Source organism: Streptomyces sp. NPDC041940 (assembly GCF_055589465.1).
This window is the reverse complement of record NZ_JBVJBP010000019.1, coordinates 105,351-129,665: the sequence shown is the minus strand read 5'-3', so window position 1 is coordinate 129,665 and position 24,315 is coordinate 105,351. Positions and strand designations below refer to the sequence as shown.

Here is a 24,315-nt window from a genome sequence, read left to right as displayed (position 1 = left end):
ACGTGAATCTGCGTCAGGAGTGTGGGGGCGATGTGTTCAAGAATTGAAGCCATCGAGCGTCGCAGGTGAGACGGGTGTATGCAGCATCCATCTAGCGCAGGCGCTGGCTGATGACCTTCGACACACCGTCGCCCTGCATGGAGACGCCGTACAGCGCGTCGGCGACCTCCATCGTGCGCTTCTGATGGGTGATCACGATCAGCTGTGAAGCTTCCTGGAGCTCCTGCATGATCCGGATGAGCCGCTGGAGGTTGGTGTCGTCGAGGGCGGCCTCGACCTCGTCCATGACGTAGAACGGGCTGGGCCGCGCCTTGAAGATCGACACGAGCAGCGCCACGGCGGTCAGCGACCGCTCCCCGCCCGAGAGCAGCGACAGCCGCTTGACCTTCTTGCCCGGCGGCCGGGCCTCGACGTCCACGCCCGTGGTGAGCATGTTGTCGGGGTCGGTCAGGATCAGCCGTCCGTCCCCACCGGGGAACAGCCGGCTGAAGACGCCTTCGAACTCCCGGGCCGTGTCCCGGTAGGCCTCGGTGAAGACCTGCTCGACACGCTCGTCGACCTCCTTCACCACCTGGAGGAGGTCCGCCCGCGTCTTCTTCAGGTCCTCGAGCTGCTCGCTGAGGAACTGGTGGCGTTCCTCCAGCGCCGCGAACTCCTCCAGGGCGAGCGGGTTCACCTTGCCGAGCTGCTGGTAGGCACGCTCGGCCGACTTCAGGCGCTTCTCCTGCTCGGACCGGAGATACGGCTTCGGCCGGTTGCGCGGGTGCTCCGGGTCCTCCGGCAGCTCCTCGCCCTCGGCGGGGGGCGAGGGCGGCACGAGCTGGTGCGGTCCGTACTCCGCCACCAGTCCGGCCGGTTCGACACCCAGCTCCTCCAGCGCCTTCGTCTCCAGCTGCTCGATCCGCAGCCGCTTCTCGGCGCCGAGTACCTCGCCTCGGTGGACCGAATCCGTCAACTTGTCGAGTTCGGCCTTGAGATCGCGCCCCTCGGTGCGGGCGCGGGCGAGTTCCTGCTCACGGCGGGCCTTGGCGGCCTCGGCGGCGGTGCGCTCCTCGTCGGCGCGGGCCAGGGAGACCTCGACGTGCGCGAGCAGCTGCCGTGCGCCCGCGCCGACGGCCTCGGCGACGGCGGCCTCGTGCCGCAGCCGGGCCCGCCGCTGCTCCGCACGCGCGCGTGCCTCGCGTTCCGCGCGGGCGGCCCGGTCGAGCGACTCGGCCCGTCCGGCCAGACCCTTGACCCGTTCCTCGTGCGTACGGGCCTGGAGACGGGCCTCCATCTCGGTCTGGCGGGCGTTGGCACCGTCGGCGGCGAGCCGGTCCCGGACAGAGGTGTCGGGCTCCTCCTCGATCGGCATCTCCTCGGCGACGGCGAGTCGCTCGGCGAGTTCCTCGACCTCGGCGAGGGCCTTGTCGAAGGCTTCCTGCGCCCGGGCGGCGGCGGCCGTGGACCGCTCGGCCTCCCCCGCAGCGCCCCGGGCCTGCCCGGCGAGCCGGCCGAGCTGCTGGGCGACGGACGACTTCTCCCGGTCGGCGGCCCGGCGCCGCTCCCCCACGTCCTCGACGAGCGCGGCGGTTTCCTTGCGGCGCTCGGCGGCAGCGTGCTGGGTCTCGGTCAGTTCGTCGCACAGGACGGCGAGCTCTTCCAGCTCGGCGGCTGCCTCGTCGACGGAGGCCTGGACCTCCAGGAGGCTGGGGGCGCCGGCGGATCCGCCGTGGGCGATGTGGGCGCCGAGAAGGTCGCCTTCGGCGGTGACGGCGGTGAGGTCGGGGTGGGTGTAGACGAGGTCTTCGGCGTCTTCGAGGGTGTCGACCACGACGATGCCGTGGAGGAGCCGTCGTACGGCGGGCATGAGGTCGGTGGGGCCGCGGACCAGGTCTGCGGCGAAGGGCTGTGGGGCGTCTGCGTGGCTGGTCGCGCAGTTCCCCGCGCCCCTGGGGTCGAGAGCCCCTGCCAGGAGCAGAGTGGCCCGGCCTCCGTCCTGTTTGCGGAGGAGTCTGATGGCGTCGGCCGCTGAGGCCGGGGTCGTGACGGCGATGGCGTCTGCCGCCGCCCCGAAGGCCGCGGCGAGGGCGACCTCGTGCCCCGGGGTCACCGTCAGGAGTTCCGCCGCCGGGCCGAGCAGGCCGGAGAGGCGGTCCTTCGCCGCGAGCAGTATTCCGGTGCCGTCCTTGCGGCGCAGGCCCATGGCCAGGGCCTCGTGGCGGGCCTGGGTCGCGGCGCGCCTGCGTTCCGCCGTCGTGGCGGCCTCGCGGGCTGCCGTGAGGGCGGACTCGGCGTCGGCGAGCCGCTGCTTCGCGGCCTCGTGCTGTTCGGCGAGTTCGGTGTCGCCGGCGTCGAGGCCGTCGACCTCTGCCTTGAGGGCCTCGTACTCCTCCTGGGCTGCGACGGCCCGCTCCTGGGCCTCGTCGCGGGCGGCGGCCAGGCGTTCGATCTCGGCCTGGGCGGAGGCCGCGCGCGAGCGGGCCGCGTTGACCTGGCCGCTGAGCCGGGCCAGCCCCTCGCGCCGGTCGGCGATGGCGCGGGCGGCGTCCTTCAGACGCCGTTCCTCCTCGGTCAGCGCGCGCTCCAGCTCGGCGCGGTGGGCGACCGTGTCCTCCAGGGCGCGTTCGGCCGCCTCCAGGGCCGCCTCCAGCTCGGCCTCCTGCTCGCGGATGCGGGCGGCCTCGCGCTCCATGTCCTCGGGGTCGCGGCCGCGCCGCTCCTCGGGGGGCGCGGAGGTGGCGCTCTTCACGCGGGCGTCGGCCAGCGAGATCGTGCCGCGCACCCGCTCGGCGAGCTGGGAGAGCTCGTACCAGGTCTGCTGGGCGCGCTGGAGGCGCGGCGTGAGCTGCCGTACCTCGTCCTCCAGGAGTGCCTCGCGCTGGAGCGCCTTGCGCAGCTCCTGCTCGGCGGCCTCCTTGCGCCCCTTCAGCGCGGCCTCGTCGGCGACCTCGGCGTTGAGGGCTTCCTTCAGCCGTACGAGGTCGTCGGCCAGCAGCCGCAGGCGGGCGTCGCGCAGATCGGCCTGGATGACGGCGGCCCGGCGGGCGACGGCGGCCTGACGCCCGAGGGGTTTGAGCTGGCGCCGGAGTTCGTCGGTGAGGTCCTGCACGCGCGCGAGGTTGGCCTGCATCGCGTCCAGCTTGCGCAGCGCCTTCTCCTTGCGCTTGCGGTGCTTGAGGACGCCGGCGGCCTCCTCGATGAAGGCGCGGCGGCCCATGGGATCGGCGTGCAGTACGCCGTCGAGCTGGCCCTGCCCGACGATGACGTGCATCTCCCGGCCGATGCCGGAGTCGGAGAGGAGTTCCTGGATGTCGAGGAGGCGGCAGGTGTCGCCGTTGATCTGGTACTCGCTGCCGCCGTTGCGGAACATGATCCGCGTGATGGTGACCTCGGCGTACTCGATGGGCAGGGCCCCGTCGGAGTTGTCGATGGTCAGCGACACCTCGGCGCGGCCCAGCGGAGGTCGGCCGGTGGTGCCGGCGAAGATGACGTCCTCCATCTTGCCGCCGCGCAGCGATTTGGCGCCCTGCTCGCCCATGACCCAGCTGAGCGCGTCCACGACATTGGACTTGCCCGAGCCGTTCGGCCCTACGACGCACGTGATCCCCGGCTCGAACCGGAGTGTGGTGGCCGAGGCGAACGACTTGAACCCGCGGAGGGTCAGGGCCTTGAGGTGCACGCCGCCGGACTCTACCGCCCGGCTTCGTCTCACTCCATGAACCCACGGTTTCGCCGCTGAACGCTCAGGGCACACCACACGTTAAAGACGGTGAAAGGATGCGGGGGAAAGAAAGAAGGGACGCCGACGGCGTCCCTTGCACTTCTGACAACTCAGCGGTTATGACGGGCGGCCCAACCACTGCTGTGCTGTTGTGGAGCTAGGCAGTGTTCAGGTGAGCGCAGGCTCCGCCTGGTGTGCGTCAACGCTCTCCATGATCCTGTCGTGAGAAGCGGCAGCCGTCAGCACCTCGTTCTCGGCCTGGATCCGTCCGAGCTCGGATTCCAGGTCCTGGACGCGCTGCTGGAGCCGTCGCATCTCGGCGAGGAGTCGAGGGTCGGAGCCGCCGACGTAACCGAGAAGCGCCTTTGCCATGATGGATGGTCCTCCACAATGCGTGACCGACCGATGCGGTGTGGGTCGTGAGGGATTCGCACCCGCGATGCTTGGCAGGGCCTGGAGTTGTGCCGCCGTTCAGCCATGCCAAACAGCTAAGGTGCGCGGGGCTTTCAGCGTCTCACCAAAAAGTTTGACGGTCAACACGATCACGCCCCGTATTGGGGGCCGACCGGGCGCGCGCGGCCTCATACGGCGGCACTGCGGCTTCTGCGGGGCCCTCGGGGCGTGTCGATCATCCTTGCGTGCGGAGCCTGCCAAGGCAAGCGATTCTTGGCAATCACCAGCCACTTTCCCTCCCCGGCGGCCGTCGGCGGCCTGCCGGAAGGTGCCCCTGAGGCTCGCCCTCCGGCGCGGGATCAGCGAATGGCGAAGCCGTCGTAGCCGCCGCGAGGTGTGTCCCAGATCTCGGTGACACCGTCCACACGGCCGGGCGTGTCGTCACTCTCGAGCCACTCCAGCAAGCCTTCACAACCCTCTCGCGCGCCCTCCGCGACCACTTGGACCCGGCCGTCGCCCAAATTGAGAGCAAAACCACTCAGGCCGCCGATCTCCAGGGCCTTGGCCCGCGTGAACCAGCGGAAACCCACACCTTGGACGCGTCCACGCACCCAGGCGACCAGTCGCACATCCTCGCTCATGACTGCAACCTAACCGCCCAATCTCCCTCGGGGTCACTTCCTCCACTTGCGCCATGCGGTACCGTCCCCACCCAACGAATCTCATATGAAACTCACACCATCGAGTGAGTTTGGTGTTGATCTCGAGGACGAGTCGACCGCCAGGACGAGGAAGGCCAGAACATGGGACGCCACCGTCGCTCCGACGCCGGCCGCGCCGCCACGGGCAGCGCCACGGGGATCATGCAGGCCGACGGCACCGCGGAGGGCCACGATCCGCTGCACGGCACGGACGACAGCCCGACCATGGGCATCGCGCCCTATCTGAACCCGGAGGCCTACGCCGACACGTACGCCCGGAGCGAGGCCTACCTGTTCGAGACGGAGGCCACCGCCGCGGGTGACGGGTATGCCCCCATCCCCCGCCAGCGGACCGCCGAGACGGCCGTCTTCGCGAGCGACGGCTTCACCCCCGAGGGCGGCTCCCGGCGGGCGAGCACGCACCGCCGCCGGAAGAAGGCCGCACGGCCGATGCGCACGGGCCTGCTCGGCGTGTCCGCGGCGGTCGCCATCGGTACGGTCGCCGTGGCCACGGGCGCGGTTCCCGGCCTCGAGAACTACAAGCTCGGCGGCGACGGCGGCGCCGACAAGGTGCAGGCCGCGGACACGCCGACCAACACCCCGAGCGAGCAGGGCGGCACCTCCGGCAGCACCGACGGCCGGGGCGGCACGCCCACGAGCCGGGACGCCGAGCGCTCCCTGTCGCCGTCGCCGTCCGCCTCGACGTCCTCGGCCGCGCCGACGAAGACGCCCGAGAAGCCGGAGAAGACGCAGGAGAAGACTCCGGAGAAGAAGAAGCCGGCCGCGACCCCCAGCGAGAAGCCGGAGAACACGCCCTCCCGTACGGCCACGCAGGCGCCCGAGAAGCCCAGCGCCCCCGCCGCCCTCTCCGAGGAGTCCGCCGCCGCGGCCCAGGTGCTCAAGCTGGTGAACGAGGAGCGGGCCAAGGTGGGCTGCAGCGCGCTCGCCGCGAACAGCGCGCTGACCGAACTGGCGCAGAACTACAGCGAGGACATGCGCGCCCGGGGCTTCTTCGACCACACCGACCCCGACGGCAAGACGCCGTGGGACCGGGCCGAGGCCGCCGGGATATCCAACCTCGGCGGGGAGAACATAGCCCGCGGCCAGGCGGACGCCGCGGCCGTGATGGACGCCTGGATGAACAGCCCCGGCCACCGCGCCAACATCCTGAACTGCGACTTCAAGACGCTGGGCGTCGGTGTCGAGCTCGGGTCGGGCGGCCCGTGGTGGACCCAGAACTTCGGCTACTAGACCCCTAGGCACTAACCAATAGTTAGCGCAATCTGTTGGTCAGCGCTGTGCTGGCGTACGCTGGGGTAATGACCACCACCCAGGAGTTCACGGAAGGGCTGGACGACCTTCCGTACAGCGTGTTCGCCAGGGCCTGCCCTTCGCGTGGCACGCTCGAGCACGTCACGGGCCGCTGGGGCGGGCTCGCGCTGACCGCTCTGTACGAGGGGTCGCTGCGCTTCAACGAGCTGCGCCGCCGGGTCGACGGTGTGAGCGAGAAGATGCTGTCCCAGACGCTGCACGCGCTGGAGCGCGACGGCCTGGTCCACCGCGAGGCCCAGCCGACCAATCCGCCCCGTGTGGACTACGAACTGACGCCGCTGGGACGCGGAGTGGCCGAGCGGCTGCTCGCCCTGATCCACTTCGTGGAGGGCAGCATGGACGACGTCCTGGCCGCGCGCGAGCGCTACGACTCCGCTAGGGCGTGATCCGCGGCGGTCGCTGGCACTTCGGGCAGTAGTAGCTCGACCGGTTCATCCAGGGCCGCCGGCGCATGGGCGTGCCGCAGCGCCGGCAGGGCAGGCCCTCGCGGCCGTACGCGTCGAGGGACCGGTCGAAGTAGCCCGACTCGCCGTTGACGTTGACGTAGAGGCTGTCGAAGCTGGTGCCGCCCACCGCGAGGGCGGAGTTCATCACGTCCCGCACATGGCCCAGGAGCGACAGGGTGCGCGGACGGGTGAAGGTCGCCGTCGGGCGCTCGTAGTGGACGCGGGCGCGCCACAGGGCCTCGTCCGCGTAGATGTTGCCGACGCCGCTGATCAGCGACTGGTCGAGCAGGGCCCGTTTGATCGTGGACCGCTTGCGGCGCAGCGCGCTGTGGAACGCCTCTTCGTCGAAGAGCGGGTCGAGCGGGTCGCGGGCGATGTGCGCGATGACGTCGGGCAGGCCCTCGGGGGTGTTGTCGTGCAGCGACAGCCCGCCGAAGGTGCGCTGGTCGACGAAGCGGAGTTCGGTGTCCAGGGCGTCGGTGAAGCGGGCGCGGATGCGCAGGTGCTTCTCGTCGGGAGCCGTGTGCGGCTGCACCAGCAGCTGGCCGCTCATGCCGAGGTGGGCCAGGATCGACTGGTCCGTGTCCTCCAGGGGCAGCCACAGGTACTTGCCCCGGCGGCTGGGCGTGCCGATGCGATGGCCCTTCAGGCGGTCCGCGAAGTCGTCGCCGCCCGCGAGATGGCGGCGCACCGCGCGCGGGTGCAGCACCTCGACCTCGGCGACGGTCCGGTGGGCGACCCACCGCTCCAGGCCGCGCCGTACGACTTCGACCTCGGGCAACTCGGGCATCGGGCCCCCTGTCAGAACGGTACGGAAGAACGATACGGACCGGTGGACGAGCCGAGCGCCCGGCCCGGCGTGGACGGCCGGGCGGGCGCTCGGTACTGCGTGCGACTGCTGTCGTCAGGCGGTGGCGGACGACGTGTCGCCGCCCCGGACGGCCTCGTCGGCCGTCTCCCGCACAGGCTCCTTGGCCACCTTGGCGCGCTCGTCCGCGGCGGCCTTGATGGCCCGCCACGCGGATTCCGCGGCCTGCTGTTCCGCCTCCTTCTTGCTGCGGCCGGTGCCGGTGCCGTACGAGACGCCTCCGACGCGGGCGGCAGCAGTGAAGGTCTTCTCGTGGTCGGGGCCGGTCTCCGTGACCAGGTACTCGGGCACGCCGAGCCCCTCGGTCGCGGTGAGCTCCTGGAGACTGGTCTTCCAGTCCAGGCCGGCTCCGAGGTTCGAGGACTTCTCGATCAGGGGGTCGAACAGGCGGTGCACGAGCTCCGCCGCGGACTCCAGTCCCTGGTCGAGATAGACCGCACCGATCACCGCTTCAAGGGTGTCGGCGAGGATGGACGCCTTGTCCCGGCCGCCCGTTCCCTCTTCACCGCGGCCGAGCCGGATGAAGGAGCCCAGGTCGAGCCCACGGCCCACCTCCGCCAGCGCACGCGAGTTGACCACCGCGGCCCGCAACTTGGCCAGCTGGCCTTCGGGCAGGTCGGGGTGGGTTCGGTACAGCGTGTCCGTGACCACGAGGCCGAGGACGGAGTCCCCGAGGAACTCCAGACGCTCGTTGGTCGGCAGACCGCCGTTCTCGTACGCGTAGGAACGGTGGGTCAGCGCACGCACCAGAAGGGCGGACTCGAGCTTGTACCCGAGCCGCCCTTCCAACAGCGTGTGGGACGAGGCCTGGTTGTCCGCAGAGTTTTTCTTCGGCGTGGACACAGTGCCTCTCACCAGCCGCTCAGACCTCGAGGACCTGGCGCTTGTTGTAGGTGCCGCAAGACGGGCACGCGATGTGCTGCTGCTTGGGCTCGTGGCAGCGCTCGCACGCAACCAGGGTGGGGACCGCAGCCTTCCACTGCGACCGGCGGTGGCGCGTGTTGCTGCGCGACATCTTCCGCTTCGGAACAGCCACGGCTACTTCTCCTGCTTCTCGTCGACGCCAGGTTCGGCGCCGCTCATCTCGTCCTTCTCGCCGTCCTTCATGGTGCCGGCGAGTCCCTGCAAAGCCGCCCAACGGATGTCGACGGCGTCGTGGTGGTGGTCCGGGTCGTCCGCCAGCCGCGCACCGCACTCGGCGCACAGACCAGGGCAGTCTTCCTGGCACACCGGCTGCATCGGCAGTGCGAGCACCACCGCATCACGCAGCACGGACTCGAGGTCGAACAAGCCGTCCTCGAGGAAGAGCCTGTCCTCGTCGTCCTCGGCGTCGTCGCCCGGTTCCGCGATCACGCGGCCCCGGTCGTCGGCGTCAGGGTACGAGAACATCTCCTGGAATTCCGCTTCGACGTCGAGCTGAAGCGGCTCCAGACACCTTACGCACTCCCCCTTGGCCCCGGCACGGGCGGTGCCTGTGACAAGCACCCCTTCCATGACCGACTCCAGACGGAGTTCGAGCTCCACCGGGGCGCCTTCCGGCACTCCGATGACTCCCCCGATACCGAGGTCCTGGGGAGCGTCGACCGTGCGGGTCAGGCGCTGCTGCGCACCGGGCCGCCGGCCCAGCTCGTGTGTGTCGAACACGAGGGGGTTGCGGTGGTCGAGGCGGGCGTTCAGAGCCATTCCTGCTTTCGATCTTTCGAGCTGAGAGGGTTGCCGCCCTTGATGTTCCGGGCAGCGTGGATCGCGGACGTACGCGCGACCGAAGAGCCAGGATACTGGACCTTTCGCTGTCGGCCCAATCCGGTGCTCATCCGTTGCCGCGACCCTGCTCGTAGGCCCTCAACTGCTCGGCACTGATCATGCCGGTGTCGAAGAGGCTGGTCTCGTCGAGGGCGTATCCCTGCTGGGCCTGCTGGGCTTGTTGCGCCTGCTGGACCTGCTGGGCCTGGTTCGGGTCGTACGCGGCCTGCTGGGCGTCGTAGCCCTGATAGGCGTAGGGATCGGCGTGCTGGTAGCCGTACGGGTCCTGCTGGGCCGCATAGGCCTGCTGCGGGTAGCCGCCGCCGTAGGGGTCGGGCTGCTGCTGGATGGGGGCACCTCCCGCCGGAGCGTAGCCGGAGGTGGGGGAATAGGCCGGCTGCGGCTGGCCGTAGTCCTGCTGCTGGGCGGGCTGCTCGGCCGGGGGCTTCTGGTCCGCGAGGGCGGCCAGGTCGGCGAGGTAGTCGGCGTCGCTGGAGTGCTGGACCGTGCTGAGGTCGTCCGCGAGGGCGCCCAGGTCGTCGCTGGCGATACGGCCGTGCAGCTTCTGCCGGCCGCGGCCGACGGCGTCCAGGGTCTTGGCGAGGACCGCCTCGAAGGAGCCCAGCTTGGCGTGGACGTACTCGTCGGCGGTACGGCGCAGGGTCTCCGGGTCCTGGCTGCGCTCGGGGGCGTCCTCGTCCTCGTAGCCCTGCTCGTCCACGCCGGGGCCGGTGCCGAGGAGCTTCTCGCGGCCGCGGCCGACGGAGCCGAGGGTCTTGGTGAGGACGACCTCGAAGTTGGCGAGCTTGGAGTCGACGTAGTCGTCCGCCTCGGCGCGGACCTCCTCGGCCTCCTGGCGGGCCTCGGCGAGGATCCGGTCGGCCTCGGCCTGGGAACGGCGGGCGACCTCGGTGTCGGAGATCAGCGAGCCGCGCTCGGCGTGCGCCTGCCCGATGATCCGCTCGGCCTCCTGGCGGGCGTGCTCGACCATCTGCTCGCGGCCGCCGATCAGCTCCTGGGCCTGGGCGAGCGAGTCGGGCAGCGCCGCGCGCACCTCTTCCAGCAGCGAGAGCAGTTCGGCGCGGTTGACCACGCACGAGGCCGACATGGGCATGGACCGGGCGCCGGAGACCGCGGAGACGATCTCGTCGAGCTTCTTCTGCACGTCCACGGTGTGCTCGCCACTCTCTACAGATGCGTTGGAGACGGACGGGACGACTGTAGTCCCATCAGTCCTTGCGCAGACGCTCGTTGAGCTCCTGGAGGACCTCCGCCGGGACCAGGTGGGAGACGTCACCGCCCCAGGTCGCGACCTCCTTGACCAGGGAGGACGACAGGAAGCTGTAGGTGGGGTTGGTGGGGATGAAGAGGGTCTCCACGCCCGAGAGGCCGTTGTTCATCTGGGCCATCTGCAGCTCGTAGTCGAAGTCGCTGACCGCGCGCAGGCCCTTGACGATGGCGGGGATGTCGCGCTGCTTGCAGAAGTCGACGAGCAGGCCGTGGAAGGCCTCCACGCGGACGTTCCCGTACTCGGCGGTGACCCGGCGGATCAGGTCGATCCGCTCCTCGATCTCGAACAGGCCCTTCTTGGCCTGGTTGATCATCACCGCGACGTAGACCTCGTCGTACAGCCTGGAGGCGCGGGAGATGATGTCGAGGTGTCCGTTGGTGATCGGGTCGAACGACCCGGGACAGACGGCGCGGCGCACTTGTGTTCCCTCGCTCTCCGGTCCGGTCATCGTGCGTCTTCGCACGTTGAGGCGGCGCGACCGTACCAAAACGTTCCCTCGCCGTAGCGACGGGCCCGGAGGGGTTCGAAACCCTCGGGCCACCGGAATTCACCGCCTCTGGTGCTGCGCTCCACGGTGACGAGGGCTTCCTCGGCGAGCCAGCCCTCGGTACGGAGTGTGAGGAGGATCTCGCGAAGATCGTCGTCCGTGACGGCGTACGGGGGGTCGAGGAAGACGAGGTCGTAGGGCTCGCCAGGGGGCTGCGTGCGGATGATCTGTTCCGCTTTGCCCGATCTGACTTCGGCGCCGGGGAGTCCGAGGTTCTTCACGTTCTCGCGGACCGTGCGGGTCGCTCGCGCGTCGGCCTCTACGAGGAGGGTGTGGCCCGCGCCTCGGGACAGGGCCTCCAGGCCGACCGCGCCTGATCCCGCGTAGAGGTCGAGGACGCGTTCGCCTTCCAGAGGGCCGCCGAGGAGGGACTGCCAGGTGGAGAAGAGGCCTTCGCGTGCGCGGTCGGAGGTGGGGCGGGTGCCGGTGCCGGGGGGTACGGCGAGTCGACGTCCGCCGGCTGTGCCGGCGATCACGCGCGTCATCTGTGGTCCTTGGTCGTGGGCGGCTTCGGGTTCATTGTGGCTGGTCGCGCCCGCGCGGCGGTAGCCGCATATGGAGTACAGCCCCGCGCCCCTGAAAGAGGGTTGGTCCCCTCACCCCTTCTCCAGGTACTGCTCCCGTTCCTCATCCAGTAGGGCGTCCAGAGCCGTTCGCAGTGCCGGGAGGTGGGTCAATTCCGGGTCGGTGGCCACTACCGCCGTCGCCTCCTCCCTCGCCTCCGCAATGATCTCCTCGTCCTCGATGACGGCGAGGACCTTCAGGGATGTCCTGGCGCCCGACTGGGCCTGGCCGAGGACGTCGCCCTCGCGGCGTTGTTCCAGGTCGATGCGGGAGAGTTCGAAGCCGTCGAGGGTGGCGGCGACGGCGTTCAGGCGCTGGCGGGCCGCGCTCGCCTCGGGCATCTCGCTGACCAGGAGGCACAGGCCGGGCGCCGAGCCACGGCCGACGCGGCCGCGCAGCTGGTGGAGCTGGGAGACGCCGAAGCGGTCGGCGTCCATGATGACCATCGCGGTGGCGTTGGGGACGTTGACGCCGACCTCGATGACCGTCGTGGCGACCAGGACGTCGGTCTCCCCCGCGGCGAAGCGGCGCATGACCGCGTCCTTGTCGTCGGGCTGCATACGGCCGTGCAGGACCTCCACCCTGAGGCCGCTGAGCGGGCCCTTGGAGAGCTGGTCCGCCACGTCGAGGACGGCGAGGGGCGGGCGCTTCTCGGCGGCGTCCTCCGGGGACTCGGAGGGCTTCTTCTTCCCGGACTTCTTGGAGCCGTCCTCCTCGTCGCCGATGCGCGGGCAGACGACGTACGCCTGATGGCCGTTGCCCACTTCCTCGCGGACCCGTTCCCACGCCCGGGCCAGGAAGTGGGGCTTGTCGGCGGCCGGGACGACATGGCTGGCGATCGGCGAGCGACCGGCCGGGAGCTGGTCGAGGACGGAGGTCTCCAGGTCGCCGAAGACCGTCATGGCCACCGTGCGCGGGATGGGCGTGGCGGTCATGACCAGGAGGTGCGGGGGCTGTTTGCCCTTGCCGCGCAGAGCGTCGCGCTGCTCGACGCCGAAGCGGTGCTGTTCGTCGACCACGACCAGGCCCAGGTCGTGGAACCGGACCTTGTCCTCGATCAGCGCGTGCGTGCCGATGACGACGCCGGCCTCGCCGGTGGTGAGGTCGAGCAGGGCGTGCCGGCGGGCGGCCGTCCCCATGGAACCGGTGAGCAGCACCACCTTGGTGGCCCGCTCGGCCCCGCCCAGCATGCCGCCCTCGGCCAGCTCGCCCATCATCTCGGTGATGGAGCGGTGGTGCTGCTGGGCGAGCACTTCGGTGGGCGCGAGCATGGCGGCCTGCCCGCCGGCGTCGACCACGGCGAGCATGGCGCGCAGGGCGACCATGGTGTTGTGGGTGACCGTGAAGTTGTCGGTGACGTAGGCACGGCTCGGGTGGGCGACGCTGATGCACTGGACGGGTTTCCGGCCCACGTACTCGACAGCCCGGATACCGCGCCGGAACGTGTTGTACTTCGGCCTCGGGCGCACGCGTTCGGCTTTGCGGGTGAGCCTGAACGGGGCGTATTCGTCCGGCAAGGACACCGAGACGTTGTATGCGGCCTTCTCCGGTAGTACCCGTGCCCGGCCGCCCAGAGACCGCACGAGCCAGGCAGTGTCCTCCGCCAGTCGACGCGAAGCCGAGCAGAGGGAGATGCTCATGCCGTCGGCGTGGACGGTGCCGTCCGTGTCCAGAAGGCCCTGCAGCAGGGCGAGACGGCTTTTGACCGACGTGTTCTTGAAGTCTTCCGGGACGAACGTGCCGTGGGATGTCGCTCCCCAGAGACCCAACTCGCGCAAGGTCTGGATCACCGGGTTGCGCACGCCTTCGGCACGCTGCGCGAGCTGGATCGTGTAGTCGCAGCGCGATCCCTTCACCGGTACCAGCCGGCATTCAGGCGCCACTGCCGTCCCTACCGCGTCACGGATCTCGTCGTCGATGGTGGAGAGACGGAGACTGTGCCGGAAGGAGCCGTCTCCCAGCAGCAGGCCGAACAGGTACGGGTCGAGGGGCAGCCCGGAGTCACCTCCGAGATCGACCGGTTTCGCCGCTGGGATGTACCACTTCGAGGAACCGTTGGCCTTGAAGGCGTCGAGTCGGATCTCCCGCGTCGTCATGACCTTGGGTGCCTGGCCTCGGTGCCACCCGCAGCTCGTGCCGACGATCCAGAGGTGCTCGTCGTCGCACTCGACGGAACTCCCGTCGGACAGCACCAGTCGCCATACATCGCGCTCTCCTTGGGGGAAAACGCCGTCGATCAGCGCGATGTCACCATCCGGCACCACCACCTCGTCGCCCGCCCGCAGGTCCCCCATACGGCGGAAGCCCGTGGGCGTGAGCACCAGCGAGTCGAGAGGCTGGGCCTTGCCCGAACCGACCTCCCCCTGGAGCAGCCGGTGCATCGGATGGTCGGTGGCCAGGTCGTCGAAGATCTCCCTGGAGACCCGCTGCTGGCCGTCGGTGAGGGTGAAGGGGAGGCGGGCGTCGAAGGAGGAGAGGAGTCCGTCGGGGGTGGGCTTGCGGGGCACCGCGGGGAGTTGGGCGTCCGCGTGGCGGCGGCGGGCCAGGGCGACCTGGAGGACGAAGGCCTCGTCCCACTTGAGGCGGGCGCGGGCTTCCTCGATGTCCGCCTTGATGTGCGGGCGGTGGATCTTCAGCAGGGCCTCGGGGAGGGGGACCAGGCCGCGGCCCTGGCGCAGGGAGTCCGGCAGCGGGTCGACGGCCTCCTGGGCCGTGGGCAGGACCGTCTGGAGCGCCTTGCCGATCTTCCAGGACTCCAGCTTGGCGGTGGCGGGGTAGATCGGGATCAGGGCGCCGGCCCAGGTCTCGACGGACTCGTCGGGATCGTCGGGGTTGCCGCGCAGCAACTCGTAGGCGGGATGAGCGAGTTGGAGGCGGCGGTTGAAGACGGAGACCTTGCCCGCGAACATCGCGCGCGTGCCCGGCAGGAGCTCCTTGTGGGGCTTGTGGACTCCGGCGCCGAAGAAGACCAGTTGGAGGCGGCCGCTGCCGTCCGTGATGGTGACTTCGAGGCGCTGGCCCTTGCCGCGCGGGGCCTTGGCGGAGGCGAAGCTGTGCAGGCGGGCGTCGGCCACCTGGGCGACCACCGTGACGTGCTCGTCCATGGGGAGGTCGGCGAGGTGGGTGAGCTGGCCGCGCTCCTCGTATCTGCGCGGGTAGTGGTGGAGCAGGTCGCCGACGGTGAGCAGGCCGAGGTGCTCGGCCATCACCTTCGCGGTGGCGGGGCCGAGCACCGACTTCAGCGGTTGTCGCAGGGGTTCTTCCAGTGCGGGCACGAGATCCATTGCACACCACGCCACTGACAATGCCGTAGAGGCCGCGGCGATCATTGCCGTATACGTCCCGGAAATCCCTGGTCAGACGGCTGGTTCGGGCCATAGGATGACGCGCTCCCGGCCCTTCTTCGCGGTCACCGCCCCACCGGGACCGCCCGACCCCGCGCCGTCGCGAGTCCTCCCACCGGCGCCGTGATGATGGATTCCGAGACCTCACAGGCTTCCCAGGCACCCCGTTCGCCCCAGTCACCTCATACGTTCCAGGTCGACCTCCGTGGTCTGGTGGACCTGCTCTCCCACCACCTCTACTCCAGTCCCAAGGTGTATCTGCGCGAGCTGCTGCAGAACGCGGTGGACGCCATCACCGCCAGACGCACGGACGAGCCCGACGCTCCGGCCCGGGTGCGGCTGTACGCGGAGGGCGGCGCGCTGCGGGTCGAGGACACCGGCGTGGGCCTCACCGAGGCGGACGTGCACAGTCTGCTCGCCACGATCGGGCGCAGTTCCAAGCGCGCCGAGGGGCTTCAGGAGGCCCGCTCCGACTTCCTCGGGCAGTTCGGCATCGGGCTGCTGGCCTGTTTCGTCGTGGCCGAGCGGATCCGGGTCGTCAGCCGCAGCGCCCGTACGCCCGGGGCACCGCCCGTGGAGTGGACGGCCCGGGACGACGGTTCGTACACCGTGCGGACGCTGCCGGACGCCGAGCGGCCCGAACCGGGCACCACCGTGCATCTGGTGGCCCGGGCGGGTGCGGCGGAGTGGCTCACGCCCGAGCGGGTCGCGGCCCTGGCGCGGGACTTCGGGTCGCTGCTGCCGTACGACGTCCGGGTGGGCGACGAGGCGGTCACCGACCTCCCGGCGCCCTGGGACCGTTCGTATCCGAGCCCGGCCGGACGCCGCGTCGCCCTCGCCCGGCACTGCCACGACCTGTTCGGCTTCACCCCGTTGGACACGATCGACCTGGCCGTGCCGCTGGCCGGCATCCGCGGGGTGGCGTATGTGCTGCCGTCGGCGGTCAGCCCGGCGCAGCGCGCGGGTCATCGCGTGCATCTCAAGGGCATGCTGCTGACCGAGCGGGCCGAGCAGCTGCTGCCCGACTGGGCGTTCTTCGTGCGCTGCGTGCTCGACACGGACAGTCTGCGGCCGACGGCCTCGCGCGAGTCGCTGTACGAGGACGAGACCCTGGCCGCCGTACGGGAGGCGCTGGGCGAGCGGATCCGCGCGTGGCTGACGGGCCTGGCGGCCGGTGATCCGGAACGGCTGGCCGCGTTCCTGTCGGTGCACCACCTGGGTGTGAAGTCGCTGGCCCGGCACGACCGCGAGATGCTGCGCACGATGCTGCCGTGGCTGCCCTTCGAGACGACCGACGGGCGGCTGTCCCTGGAGGAGTTCGCGCAACGGCACCCGGTGGTGCACTTCACGCGGACCGTCGAGGAGTACCGGCAGGTCGCGCCGATCGCGTCCGCGCAGGGCATCGGCGTGATCAACGGCGGTTACACGTACGACAGCGAGCTGGTGGAGGCGCTGCCCTCGGTGCGGCCGGGGACCGTGGTCGCCGAGCTGGACGCGGACACGGTGACCGCCCATCTGGACGCGGTCGACCCGGCCGAGGAGCTGGCTCTTTCGGGCTTCCTCGCGGCGGCGCGGGCCCGGCTCGACCAGCTGGGCTGCGACGTGGTGCTGCGGGCCTTCCACCCGCTCTCGGTGCCCGCGCTGCACCTCGACGACCGGGACGCCCGGCACGAACAGGCCCGGGCCGACGCCGAGGCGCAGGCCGACGACCTGTGGGCGGGCATCCTCGGCTCCCTGCGCGGCAGTGCCCCCCGCGCGCGTCTGGTGCTGAACCATCTCAATCCGCTGGTCCGCCGGATCAGCGCGCTGCGCGACCCGGAGCTGATCGGCACGGCGACGGAGTCGCTGTACGGGCAGGCCCTGCTGATGGCGCAGCGGCCGCTGAGGCCCGCCGATTCGGCGCTGCTCAACCGCGCGTTCATCGGTCTCCTTGAGTGGGCCACGCACAGCGAGGACGGTCAGGCATGAGCGAGATCACCGACTTCGACGCGCTGCGCCGGGCGATGGCGGAGAACTCCGAGGAGCCGGAGGGTCCTGCCCGCAACGCGCGCGCGGAGGAGCTGCTGACGGCGGCCGAGAAGCTGAGCATCCCGCTCGCCGTGATCGAGGCGCTCGGGCACCAGCTGAAGGTCTACAACTACAGCTCCGAGAAGGGGAAGATGTTCGTCCCCTTCGCCCGCCTGCTGCGCCTGTGGGACGAACACCCCGAGGACTTCGACGAGTACGAGACCCACTCGCTGCACTGGGTCTTCAAGTGGGTGTCGTCCGGCATGCTCGACCAGCCGCACGTCCCGCTCGCGTCGATCGAGAAGTGGCTCGGCGAGATGGAGCACCGCTACCGGCTCGCCGGGCACTCCGAGCGGGCCGTGCGCGGCGCGGAGCACAGCGTGGCCGCCCATGTCGGGGACGTCGCGCGGGCCGAGCGGGCGTACGCCGCGTGGCTGGCCGCGGACCGGGACAGCATGGCCGACTGCCACGCGTGCGAGCTGCACGGGCAGGGCTGGTGGCAGGCGGAGCGGGGCCGGGACGCGGAGGCCGTGGAGCTGTGGCGGCCGGTGCTGGAGGGCGAGTACGCCTGCGCCCACGAGCCGCACACGGCCCTCGCCTCCTCCCTGGTGCCGCTGCTGCGGCTGGGCCGCCTGGACGAGGCCCGCGCGCACCATCTGCGGGGCTTCCGGCTGGTCCGGGCCATGGAGAGCATGCGCTCCGCGTACGCGGAGCACGTGGAGTTCTGCGCGCTGACCGGCAACGAGGCGCGCGGTCTGGAGCTGCTCGCGGAGCGGCCCGCGTACTTCACGGACGACGGGCAGCCGCAGAGCAAGCTGGACTTCATGAGCGTGGTGGCCCTGCTCATGGACCGTCTGACCGGACTCGGTCTCGGCGACCGGCAGGTGCCGGGCCCGGCCGGCCGGGAGTGGACCGCCCGGGAACTGGCCACGCACGCGCGTGCGGAGGCCCTGGCCCTGGCGGCGCGTTTCGACGAGCGCAACGGCACTGCGTACGTCAGCGAGCGGGCACGCGCGCGTATGGCGCGGCAACCCCTGGTGGAGCGGCTGCCGCTGGGGGTGCGGTCGGTGCGGCCGGTGCCTCCGCCCGCTCCCCCGGCCGTGACGACCCCCGCCACCGGGCAGCCGGATCTGACCGCCCTGCTGGCCGAGGCACGGCGGCTGTCGGACAGCCTGCGGCCGAACGCCGTGGAGGCGTGGGCGGCGGTCGCCGGGGCCGCGGAGGGCGTCGAGCTGGACCCGCGCGACCGGGCCGAGATCGCGGACCACGAGGCGATGGGCCTCGGCCCCGGGGGTGCCGCGCTCTTCGAGCGGGCCGCAGGGCTGTACGCGGAGGCGGGCGACCCGGGCGAGGCCCTGGCGGCACGCGCGCGTGCGGCGTACGTCCGCGCTCTCGGGGGTGACGTGGCCGAGGCGGTCGCGGCCGTGGCAGGCCCGTACGACGAGATCCTCGCGCTGTACGCCGCCGACGGCACGGGCCTGCGGCAGACGGCGTCCGTCGTGATGGGACGGGCCCGGATCCTGATGCGCCGGGCGCACGCGGCCGAGGGTCCCGGGACGGAGGCGGTGCTCGCGGAGGCCGAAGCCGCCGTCCGCGAACTCCTCGCGCTCGTCGACGGGCGGACCGGGGAGGACGTACGGCTGGCCGCGCGGGCCGCCGAGGCGCAGGCGATGCTCGCCGAGCTGGCGGGACTGGCCGGGGACCTGAAGTCGGCCGCGGCGCTGTTCGCGCGGGGCGCGGCGGCGTTCGTCGCGGCCGGGCTGCCCTGGTACGCGGTGGAGTACGAGGCCCGGCTGGCCTCCCTGGCCCACCACCTCGACGACATGGCGGAGGCGGAACGGGCGCTGCGGGCGGCCCTGGAGCACGGCGGGGCACAGCTGGAGGCGCCGGGGAGGGCCCAGCTGCACCTCCAGCTCGCCGAGGTGACCGGCGGCCGGGGCGCGGCCGTGGAGGCCGCCGAGCACGCCCTGCAGGCCGCGCACTGGGCCGACGAGGCGGGCGAGAGCGCGACGCTGGGTGCCTGGGCACGGCAGCAGCTCGGCGGGTTCCTGCTGCGGCAGGAGCGGTGGGCCGAGGCCGCCGAGGTGCTGGAGTCGGCGCTGCCCGATCTGACCACCGAGACACACGGCGACGGGGCGGTCGTGCAGACGCGGTGGTGGCTGGGTGACTGCCTGAGCGAACTCGGCGAGCACCGCGCGGCAGCCGAACAGCGCCTGCGGGCGGCCGAGATCGCCCGGCACTGGCCCGAGCAGCACGACCACGCCACCCTCGCCCACCTGGCCGGTGAGTCACTCGCGCAGGCCGGGCTGGCCGAAGAGGCGGACCGGGCCTACACACGGGCGGGCGACCTGTGGCGCGAACTCGGCAACACCCACGGGCTGGTCCGCTCCCTGCGCGCCCGCGCCTGGCTGGCACTGCACGAGCCGGACGGGCCGGAGGAGGCTCGCGGCCTGATGGCGAGCGCGGTCCGGGCCTGCCAGACGGCACGGGACGAGGCCGCCGACGAGGAGTCCCGGCTCCTGCTCACGGCCGAACTCGGCCACACCCACCGGCAGTTCGGCGACCTGCTGGCCCGCTCCGTCTCCGAGGGCGCCGAAGACGCCTCTGCCGGGGCCGTGATGGAGGAGGCCCTGTCCCAAGTGATCCGGTCGGTAGAGGTGTTCACGGCCCTCGGGGACGGCGCCCTGCACAGCCGCACCGGCGCCGAGCTGGCCGCGGGCCGGCTGGAGGCCGACCTGGGCCGCCCCGCCGAGGCCGTGGCACGCGCGCGTGCCGTGCTGGCGGCGTACGAGGGACACGACGGCTTCGACGACACGGGCGCCGACGAGGGCCAGGAGGTGCGGGCCCGGCGGGCGGAGGCCGGGCACCTGCTCCAGTCCGTGGCGGAGCGGCAGGGCTGAGGTCCTGTCCTACTCCACGCCGATGAGGAGCAGGGCTCCTTGCCGTCCGCCCCGGTACACGACCGTGTCGACGGCGAGGTACCCCTCGCGGACCCGGCTCTCCAGGTGCTCGGCGATCGTCTCGGGGGCGTCGTCGCCGAGCACCAGGGTGACCATCTCGCCCCCGGCCGCGAGCATCCGGTCCAGGACGGTCTCGGCGGTGGCCGCCACGTCCGCGCCGATCACGGCCACGTCGCCGTCGATCAGGCCGAGGACGTCGCCGGCCTGGCAGATGCCGGCCATCGTCCAGGACTGGCGTTCGGCGACGGTCACCTCGGCGTAGCGGGTCGCGCCGGCCGCCGAGGTCATCGACACCACGTCCTCGTCGAAGCGGCGCTCCGGCTCGTGCACGGCCAGCGCGGCGATGCCCTGGACCGCCGAGCGGGTCGGGATGAGGGCCACGCGGATGCCCTCCGTACGGGCCTGCTCGGCCGCCGCCGCGGCGGTGTGCCGCAGCTCGGCGTCGTTGGGCAGCAGCACGACCTCGCGCGCGTGGGCCCGCCGTACGGCCTGTACGAGCTCGCCGCTCGCGGGCGGCTCCCCGGGGCGTGCGAGCACGGTGGTCGCGCCGGCCTCGGCGTACAGCCCGGCCAGGCCCTCACCGGGCACGACGGCCACGACGGCGCGCTGGGCGGGCTCCCGGGGCGGCCGCTCGGCGCCGGTGGTGTGCACGTCGCCGGCGCCGAAGTGCGTGATGCGGATCCGGTAGGGCCGCCCGGCCTCGATGCCGGCCTCGACGGCGGCGCCCGCGTCGTCGACATGGACATGGACGTTCCACAGCCCGTCACCGCCGACCACGACGAGGGAGTCCCCGAGGGCGTCGAGCCGCTCCCGCAGCCGCGCCACGGCCGCGTCCTCGGCCTCCAGGAGGTAGATCACCTCGAAGGCGGGGCCGTCGGCGACGTCCACGCGCGCGTGGACGTCGCGGGGGTCCTCGTCCGGGCCGAGGCACAAGCCCACCTGCTCCCCAGCCACCACTTCCCCGGGCACCCTGGCCCCGGGCACGCTCACCGCACCCGCCACCACCGCCCGGGGCATCTCCCCCGTGAACGTCTCCACCAGTGCCCCGAGCACCGCCACCAGCCCTCGCCCACCGGCGTCGACCACCCCGGCGCGTTCCAGGACGGGCAGCTGGCCCGGGGTCGCGGCGAGTGCGGCGCGCGCTGCCTCGTAGGCCGCCCGGGCCACCTTCCCGCAGTCGCCCTCGGCACCGTCGGCGGCGTCGGCGGCGGCCGAGGCGACCGTGAGGACGGTGCCCTCGACGGGGTGGGCCACGGCCTGGCGGGCGGAGTCGGCCGCGTGCCGCAGGGCGAGCCGCAGGCCCTGGCCGTCGGCGTCGGCGGCCTCGTCGTCGGCCAGCACCTGGGCCATGCCGCGCAGCAGCTGGGCGAGGATCGTCCCGGAGTTCCCGCGGGCACCGATGAGCGCCCCGTGCGCCATCGCCCGGGCGGCGTCGGCGAGCGTCGGCCCCTCGGGCCCCGACCCCGCCGCGTGGCCCGCGAACACCGCCTCGACCGCCGCGACCGCGGACTCCACGGTCAGGTACAGGTTCGTGCCGGTGTCCCCGTCCGCCACGGGGTAGACATTGATCGCGTCGATCTCCTCACGCGCCCGCCCCAGGGTCTCGAGAGCGAGACCGCACCAGGTGCGCACCGCGAGAGCATCGAAGAATGTCTGCGGCACCTGCGCCACCGTGCCTCCCTCAGCTGCTGGACGTGGCACGCAGCGTAGTCTCCGGAGCGGCCCTCACCGGAAGTGGGCCAGGTGAGACCACCGCCCGACCATGGTAGTTTCGTCGTCCTGGAGCAGTCGTTGTATGCTGCTCCGGTTGCCCGATCCCAATCGGGCCATTCCCCTGGCACCGCCACTCAGATCTTCGATCCTGATTCCGGCATGCCGGGATCAACCGTAAGTGCATCTGAAGTCTTTGGAGTGACCCGTGGCTGCCAACTGCGACGTCTGTGGCAAGGGGCCGGGCTTCGGCAACAACATCTCGCACTCGCACCGCCGTACGCCCCGTCGCTGGAACCCGAACATCCAGCGCGTGCGTACCGTGGTGGGCGGGACGCCGAAGCGCGTGAACGCTTGCACCTCGTGCATCAAGGCCGGCAAGGTCTCGCGCTGACGCTCAGCTAGCGCGCGGCCACTGCTGGTTCGCTCAGAGAGCCGGTCCACCTCAGGTGGACCGGCTCTTTGTCATGCCTGAGCGCCGCAGCTGAGCGGCTACGCGTCGCCGCGGAACCGCCAGCCGTGATCCACCGGCCCGATGCCCCCGCCGAGTGCGAAGCCGGCCGCGACGGCCCCCGTGACGTACTCCTTGGCCGCCGCCACCGCCTCCGGCACGGACCGCCCCTTCGCGAGCTGTGCGGCGATCGCGGAGGCCAGCGTGCAGCCCGTACCGTGCGTGTGCCGGTTGTCATGGCGCGGTGCCCGCAGCCAGTGCTCCTCGGAGCCGTCGGTGAGCAGATCGACGGCGTCCCCGGGCAGATGCCCGCCCTTGATCAGCACCCAGCGCGGCCCGTACGCCAGCACGGCCGCCGCGGCGCGCCGCAGTTCCTCCTCCGACTCGACCCGCACCCCCGTCAGCTGGGCCACCTCGTCGAGGTTCGGGGTGGCGACCGTGGCCACCGGCAGCAGCTTCGTACGGACGGAGTCCAGCGCCGAGGCGGCGAGCAGGGCGTCGCCGTGCTTGGAGACGCCCACCGGGTCGACGACCGCCGGGGCGTCCGTCCCCGCGAGCAACCCGGCCACCGCCTCCACGAGTTCCGCGGAGGCCAGCATGCCGGTCTTGACCGCCTGGACGCCGATGTCGTCGACGACACTGCGGTACTGGGCCCGCACCGCCTCCACGGGCAGTTCCCAAGCCCCCTGCACGCCGAGGGAGTTCTGCGCGGTCACCGCCGTGACGACGCTCATGCCGTGCACGCCGAGCGCGAGCATCGTCTTCAGGTCGGCCTGGATGCCCGCGCCTCCGCCGGAGTCGGAGCCCGCCACCGTAAGGACGTTGGGGATCATGACTCTATGTCTCCGAAGTGGTCCCAGCCGCCCTTGCTGGTCCACGGCGCTCCGTCGACCGTGACCTGGGGCAGCGCCGAGGGGTTGAGGACCTCGCCGATGATCTTCCAGCGGGCGGGCAGCTTCACGTCCGAGGGGAACGTCGCCACGATCGCGTGGTCCTCGCCCCCGGTCAGCACCCACTGCATGGGGTCGACGCCGACGGCCTGCCCGATGTCGTTCATCTGGGTCGGGATGTCGATGGCCCCGGAGCGGATGTCGATCCGCACCTTGCTGGCCTCGGCGATGTGCCCGAGGTCGGCGATCAGCCCGTCGCTGACATCGCACATCGCGGTCGCCCCGAGCCCGGCGGCGGCCGGACCCGCGTGATAGGGCGGCTCGGGACGCCGGTGGGCCTCCACGAACGCGCGCGGCGAGCGGAACCCCCGCGACAGCACCGCGTACCCGGCCGCCGACCAGCCGAGCCAGCCGGTGACCGCGACGAGGTCGCCGGGCTGTGCGCCCGCCCGCGTCACGGGCTCCTGGTTGCGCAGATCGCCCAGCGCCGTGATCGACACCATGATCGAGTCGCCGCGTACGACGTCACCTCCGACGACGGCGGCGCCCGCCACCTGGCATTCGTCGCGCAGGCCGTCCATCAGCTCGCTCGGCCAGGTCACCGGCAGGTCGGCCGGGACGACCAGACCGAGCAGCAGCGCGGTCGGTACGGCGCCCATGGCGGCGATGTCGGCGAGGTTCTGCGCGGCGGCCTTGCGGCCCACGTCGTAGGCCGTCGACCAGTCCCGGCGGAAGTGCCGGCCCTCCACCAGGATGTCCGTACTGGCCACGACCCTGCGGTCGGGCGCGGCCACCACGGCGGCGTCGTCGCCGGGGCCGACCCGGACCGCCGGGGTGGTGGTCAGACGGGAGGTGAGCTCCCTGATGAGCCCGAACTCACCGAGCTCACCAACAGTGCCCTTCATTGCCCTCTCTCCCCTTCTGTCCCTGTGCATGCCCGGTCGCGAGGCAACTGGGGCCTCGCTACGGTCGAAGTGACCGTCATGTTCTGCCGGACCCGCGCCCCGGCGCGCAAGACCCGGTCCCCACGGGTCTCCCCGTGGTGAGCGGCGACGCGATACCGTGGCGTTCCTTTTCCCCACATGATCCTCGTGGCCGCCCTGGAGGTTCCGTGGTACAGGCGTACATCCTGATCCAGACGGAGGTCGGCAAGGCGTCGACCGTCGCCGAGACGATCAGCAAGATCCCTGGGGTCGTCCAGGCCGAGGACGTGACGGGACCGTACGACGTCATCGTGCGGGCCCAGTCCGACACCGTCGACGATCTCGGTCGTCTGGTGGTCGCCAGGGTCCAGCAGGTGGACGGCATCACCCGCACCCTGACCTGCCCGGTCGTCCATATCTAGCCCCCGTCTACCCTGTGCCG

Annotated in this window: 20 protein-coding genes; 6 read left to right on the top strand and 14 right to left on the bottom strand. The window is 71.6% G+C overall.

Annotated features, from left to right (window positions below):
• Positions 1-91: 91 nt before the first annotated feature.
• From smc to ACZ6I3_RS28300, 3 genes are all read right to left on the bottom strand, one after another.
• Positions 92-3,661 (bottom strand): chromosome segregation protein SMC, encoded by a 3,570-nt coding sequence (smc, locus tag ACZ6I3_RS28310; RefSeq protein ID WP_469418399.1) that lies wholly within the window; start codon positions 3,659-3,661, stop codon positions 92-94.
• A 210-nt stretch (positions 3,662-3,871) separates the two neighbouring features.
• Complete coding sequence (locus ACZ6I3_RS28305) at positions 3,872-4,075, bottom strand: hypothetical protein (protein ID WP_469418398.1); 204 nt, start codon at positions 4,073-4,075, stop codon at positions 3,872-3,874.
• A gap of 380 nt (positions 4,076-4,455) precedes the next feature.
• Positions 4,456-4,737: an acylphosphatase gene (locus ACZ6I3_RS28300; RefSeq protein ID WP_328343793.1), complete on the bottom strand. Its 282-nt coding sequence runs from the start codon at positions 4,735-4,737 to the stop codon at positions 4,456-4,458.
• A gap of 162 nt (positions 4,738-4,899) precedes the next feature.
• Between ACZ6I3_RS28300 and ACZ6I3_RS28295 the strand changes: the two genes are divergently transcribed.
• Positions 4,900-6,048, top strand: coding sequence for a CAP domain-containing protein (locus ACZ6I3_RS28295; RefSeq protein WP_469418397.1), 1,149 nt, complete (start codon positions 4,900-4,902; stop codon positions 6,046-6,048).
• A gap of 68 nt (positions 6,049-6,116) precedes the next feature.
• The gene (locus ACZ6I3_RS28290; protein ID WP_399023292.1) at positions 6,117-6,515 is read left to right on the top strand and encodes a winged helix-turn-helix transcriptional regulator; all 399 of its coding nucleotides are present in this window, start codon (positions 6,117-6,119) and stop codon (positions 6,513-6,515) included.
• Here the strand turns inward: ACZ6I3_RS28290 and mutM are convergent.
• From mutM to ACZ6I3_RS28250, 8 genes are all read right to left on the bottom strand, one after another.
• A complete protein-coding gene (gene mutM / locus ACZ6I3_RS28285) occupies positions 6,505-7,365 on the bottom strand; it encodes a bifunctional DNA-formamidopyrimidine glycosylase/DNA-(apurinic or apyrimidinic site) lyase (protein WP_469418395.1) in 861 nt (286 codons plus the stop codon). The two genes, ACZ6I3_RS28290 and mutM, sit on opposite strands and share 11 nt — an antisense overlap.
• 114 nt (positions 7,366-7,479) lie before the next feature.
• A complete protein-coding gene (rnc, locus tag ACZ6I3_RS28280) occupies positions 7,480-8,286 on the bottom strand; it encodes a ribonuclease III (protein ID WP_469418461.1) in 807 nt (268 codons plus the stop codon).
• 19 nt (positions 8,287-8,305) lie between these two features.
• The gene (gene rpmF, locus ACZ6I3_RS28275) at positions 8,306-8,479 is read right to left on the bottom strand and encodes a 50S ribosomal protein L32 (protein ID WP_003951102.1); all 174 of its coding nucleotides are present in this window, start codon (positions 8,477-8,479) and stop codon (positions 8,306-8,308) included.
• 2 nt (positions 8,480-8,481) lie between these two features.
• A complete protein-coding gene (locus tag ACZ6I3_RS28270; RefSeq protein WP_469418393.1) occupies positions 8,482-9,126 on the bottom strand; it encodes a YceD family protein in 645 nt (214 codons plus the stop codon).
• Positions 9,127-9,253: 127 nt separating this feature from the next.
• Positions 9,254-10,357: a cell division initiation protein gene (locus ACZ6I3_RS28265; RefSeq protein ID WP_469418392.1), complete on the bottom strand. Its 1,104-nt coding sequence runs from the start codon at positions 10,355-10,357 to the stop codon at positions 9,254-9,256.
• A 58-nt stretch (positions 10,358-10,415) separates the two neighbouring features.
• A complete protein-coding gene (coaD, locus tag ACZ6I3_RS28260) occupies positions 10,416-10,895 on the bottom strand; it encodes a pantetheine-phosphate adenylyltransferase (RefSeq protein ID WP_184598550.1) in 480 nt (159 codons plus the stop codon).
• Between the two features lie 26 nt (positions 10,896-10,921).
• A complete protein-coding gene (gene rsmD / locus ACZ6I3_RS28255) occupies positions 10,922-11,509 on the bottom strand; it encodes a 16S rRNA (guanine(966)-N(2))-methyltransferase RsmD (RefSeq protein ID WP_469418391.1) in 588 nt (195 codons plus the stop codon).
• Positions 11,510-11,620: 111 nt separating this feature from the next.
• Entirely contained in the window at positions 11,621-14,872 is a 3,252-nt protein-coding gene (locus ACZ6I3_RS28250) for a helicase-related protein (RefSeq protein ID WP_469418389.1), read from the bottom strand.
• Positions 14,873-15,061: 189 nt separating this feature from the next.
• On the opposite strand from ACZ6I3_RS28250, the gene ACZ6I3_RS28245 reads away from it, so the two are divergent.
• Complete coding sequence (locus tag ACZ6I3_RS28245) at positions 15,062-16,900, top strand: HSP90 family protein (protein ID WP_469418459.1); 1,839 nt, start codon at positions 15,062-15,064, stop codon at positions 16,898-16,900.
• Positions 16,897-19,839 carry a tetratricopeptide repeat protein gene (locus tag ACZ6I3_RS28240; protein WP_469418388.1) on the top strand — a complete coding sequence of 981 codons (2,943 nt, stop codon included), beginning with the start codon at positions 16,897-16,899 and terminating at the stop codon, positions 19,837-19,839. The genes ACZ6I3_RS28245 and ACZ6I3_RS28240 overlap by 4 nt, the downstream gene beginning before the upstream one ends.
• A gap of 9 nt (positions 19,840-19,848) precedes the next feature.
• Here the strand turns inward: ACZ6I3_RS28240 and ACZ6I3_RS28235 are convergent, their stop codons facing one another.
• On the bottom strand, positions 19,849-21,570 hold the full coding sequence (locus tag ACZ6I3_RS28235) for a DAK2 domain-containing protein (RefSeq protein WP_469418387.1): 1,722 nt from the start codon (positions 21,568-21,570) through the stop codon (positions 19,849-19,851).
• 247 nt (positions 21,571-21,817) lie between these two features.
• On the opposite strand from ACZ6I3_RS28235, the gene rpmB reads away from it, so the two are divergent.
• Positions 21,818-22,003: a 50S ribosomal protein L28 gene (gene rpmB / locus ACZ6I3_RS28230; protein ID WP_004924906.1), complete on the top strand. Its 186-nt coding sequence runs from the start codon at positions 21,818-21,820 to the stop codon at positions 22,001-22,003.
• Between the two features lie 98 nt (positions 22,004-22,101).
• On the opposite strand, the gene thiD is transcribed toward rpmB, so the two are convergent.
• Together thiD and ACZ6I3_RS28220 are read right to left on the bottom strand one after the other, a co-directional pair.
• On the bottom strand, positions 22,102-22,893 hold the full coding sequence (gene thiD / locus ACZ6I3_RS28225; protein ID WP_469418385.1) for a bifunctional hydroxymethylpyrimidine kinase/phosphomethylpyrimidine kinase: 792 nt from the start codon (positions 22,891-22,893) through the stop codon (positions 22,102-22,104).
• Complete coding sequence (locus ACZ6I3_RS28220; protein ID WP_469418383.1) at positions 22,890-23,855, bottom strand: thiamine-phosphate kinase; 966 nt, start codon at positions 23,853-23,855, stop codon at positions 22,890-22,892. Before ACZ6I3_RS28220 ends, thiD begins: the two co-directional genes overlap by 4 nt.
• Positions 23,856-24,061: 206 nt before the next feature.
• Here ACZ6I3_RS28220 and ACZ6I3_RS28215 point away from each other — a divergent pair, with 206 nt between their 5' ends.
• Positions 24,062-24,295: an Lrp/AsnC family transcriptional regulator gene (locus ACZ6I3_RS28215; protein ID WP_399023310.1), complete on the top strand. Its 234-nt coding sequence runs from the start codon at positions 24,062-24,064 to the stop codon at positions 24,293-24,295.
• The last annotated feature ends 20 nt before the right edge of the window (positions 24,296-24,315 follow it).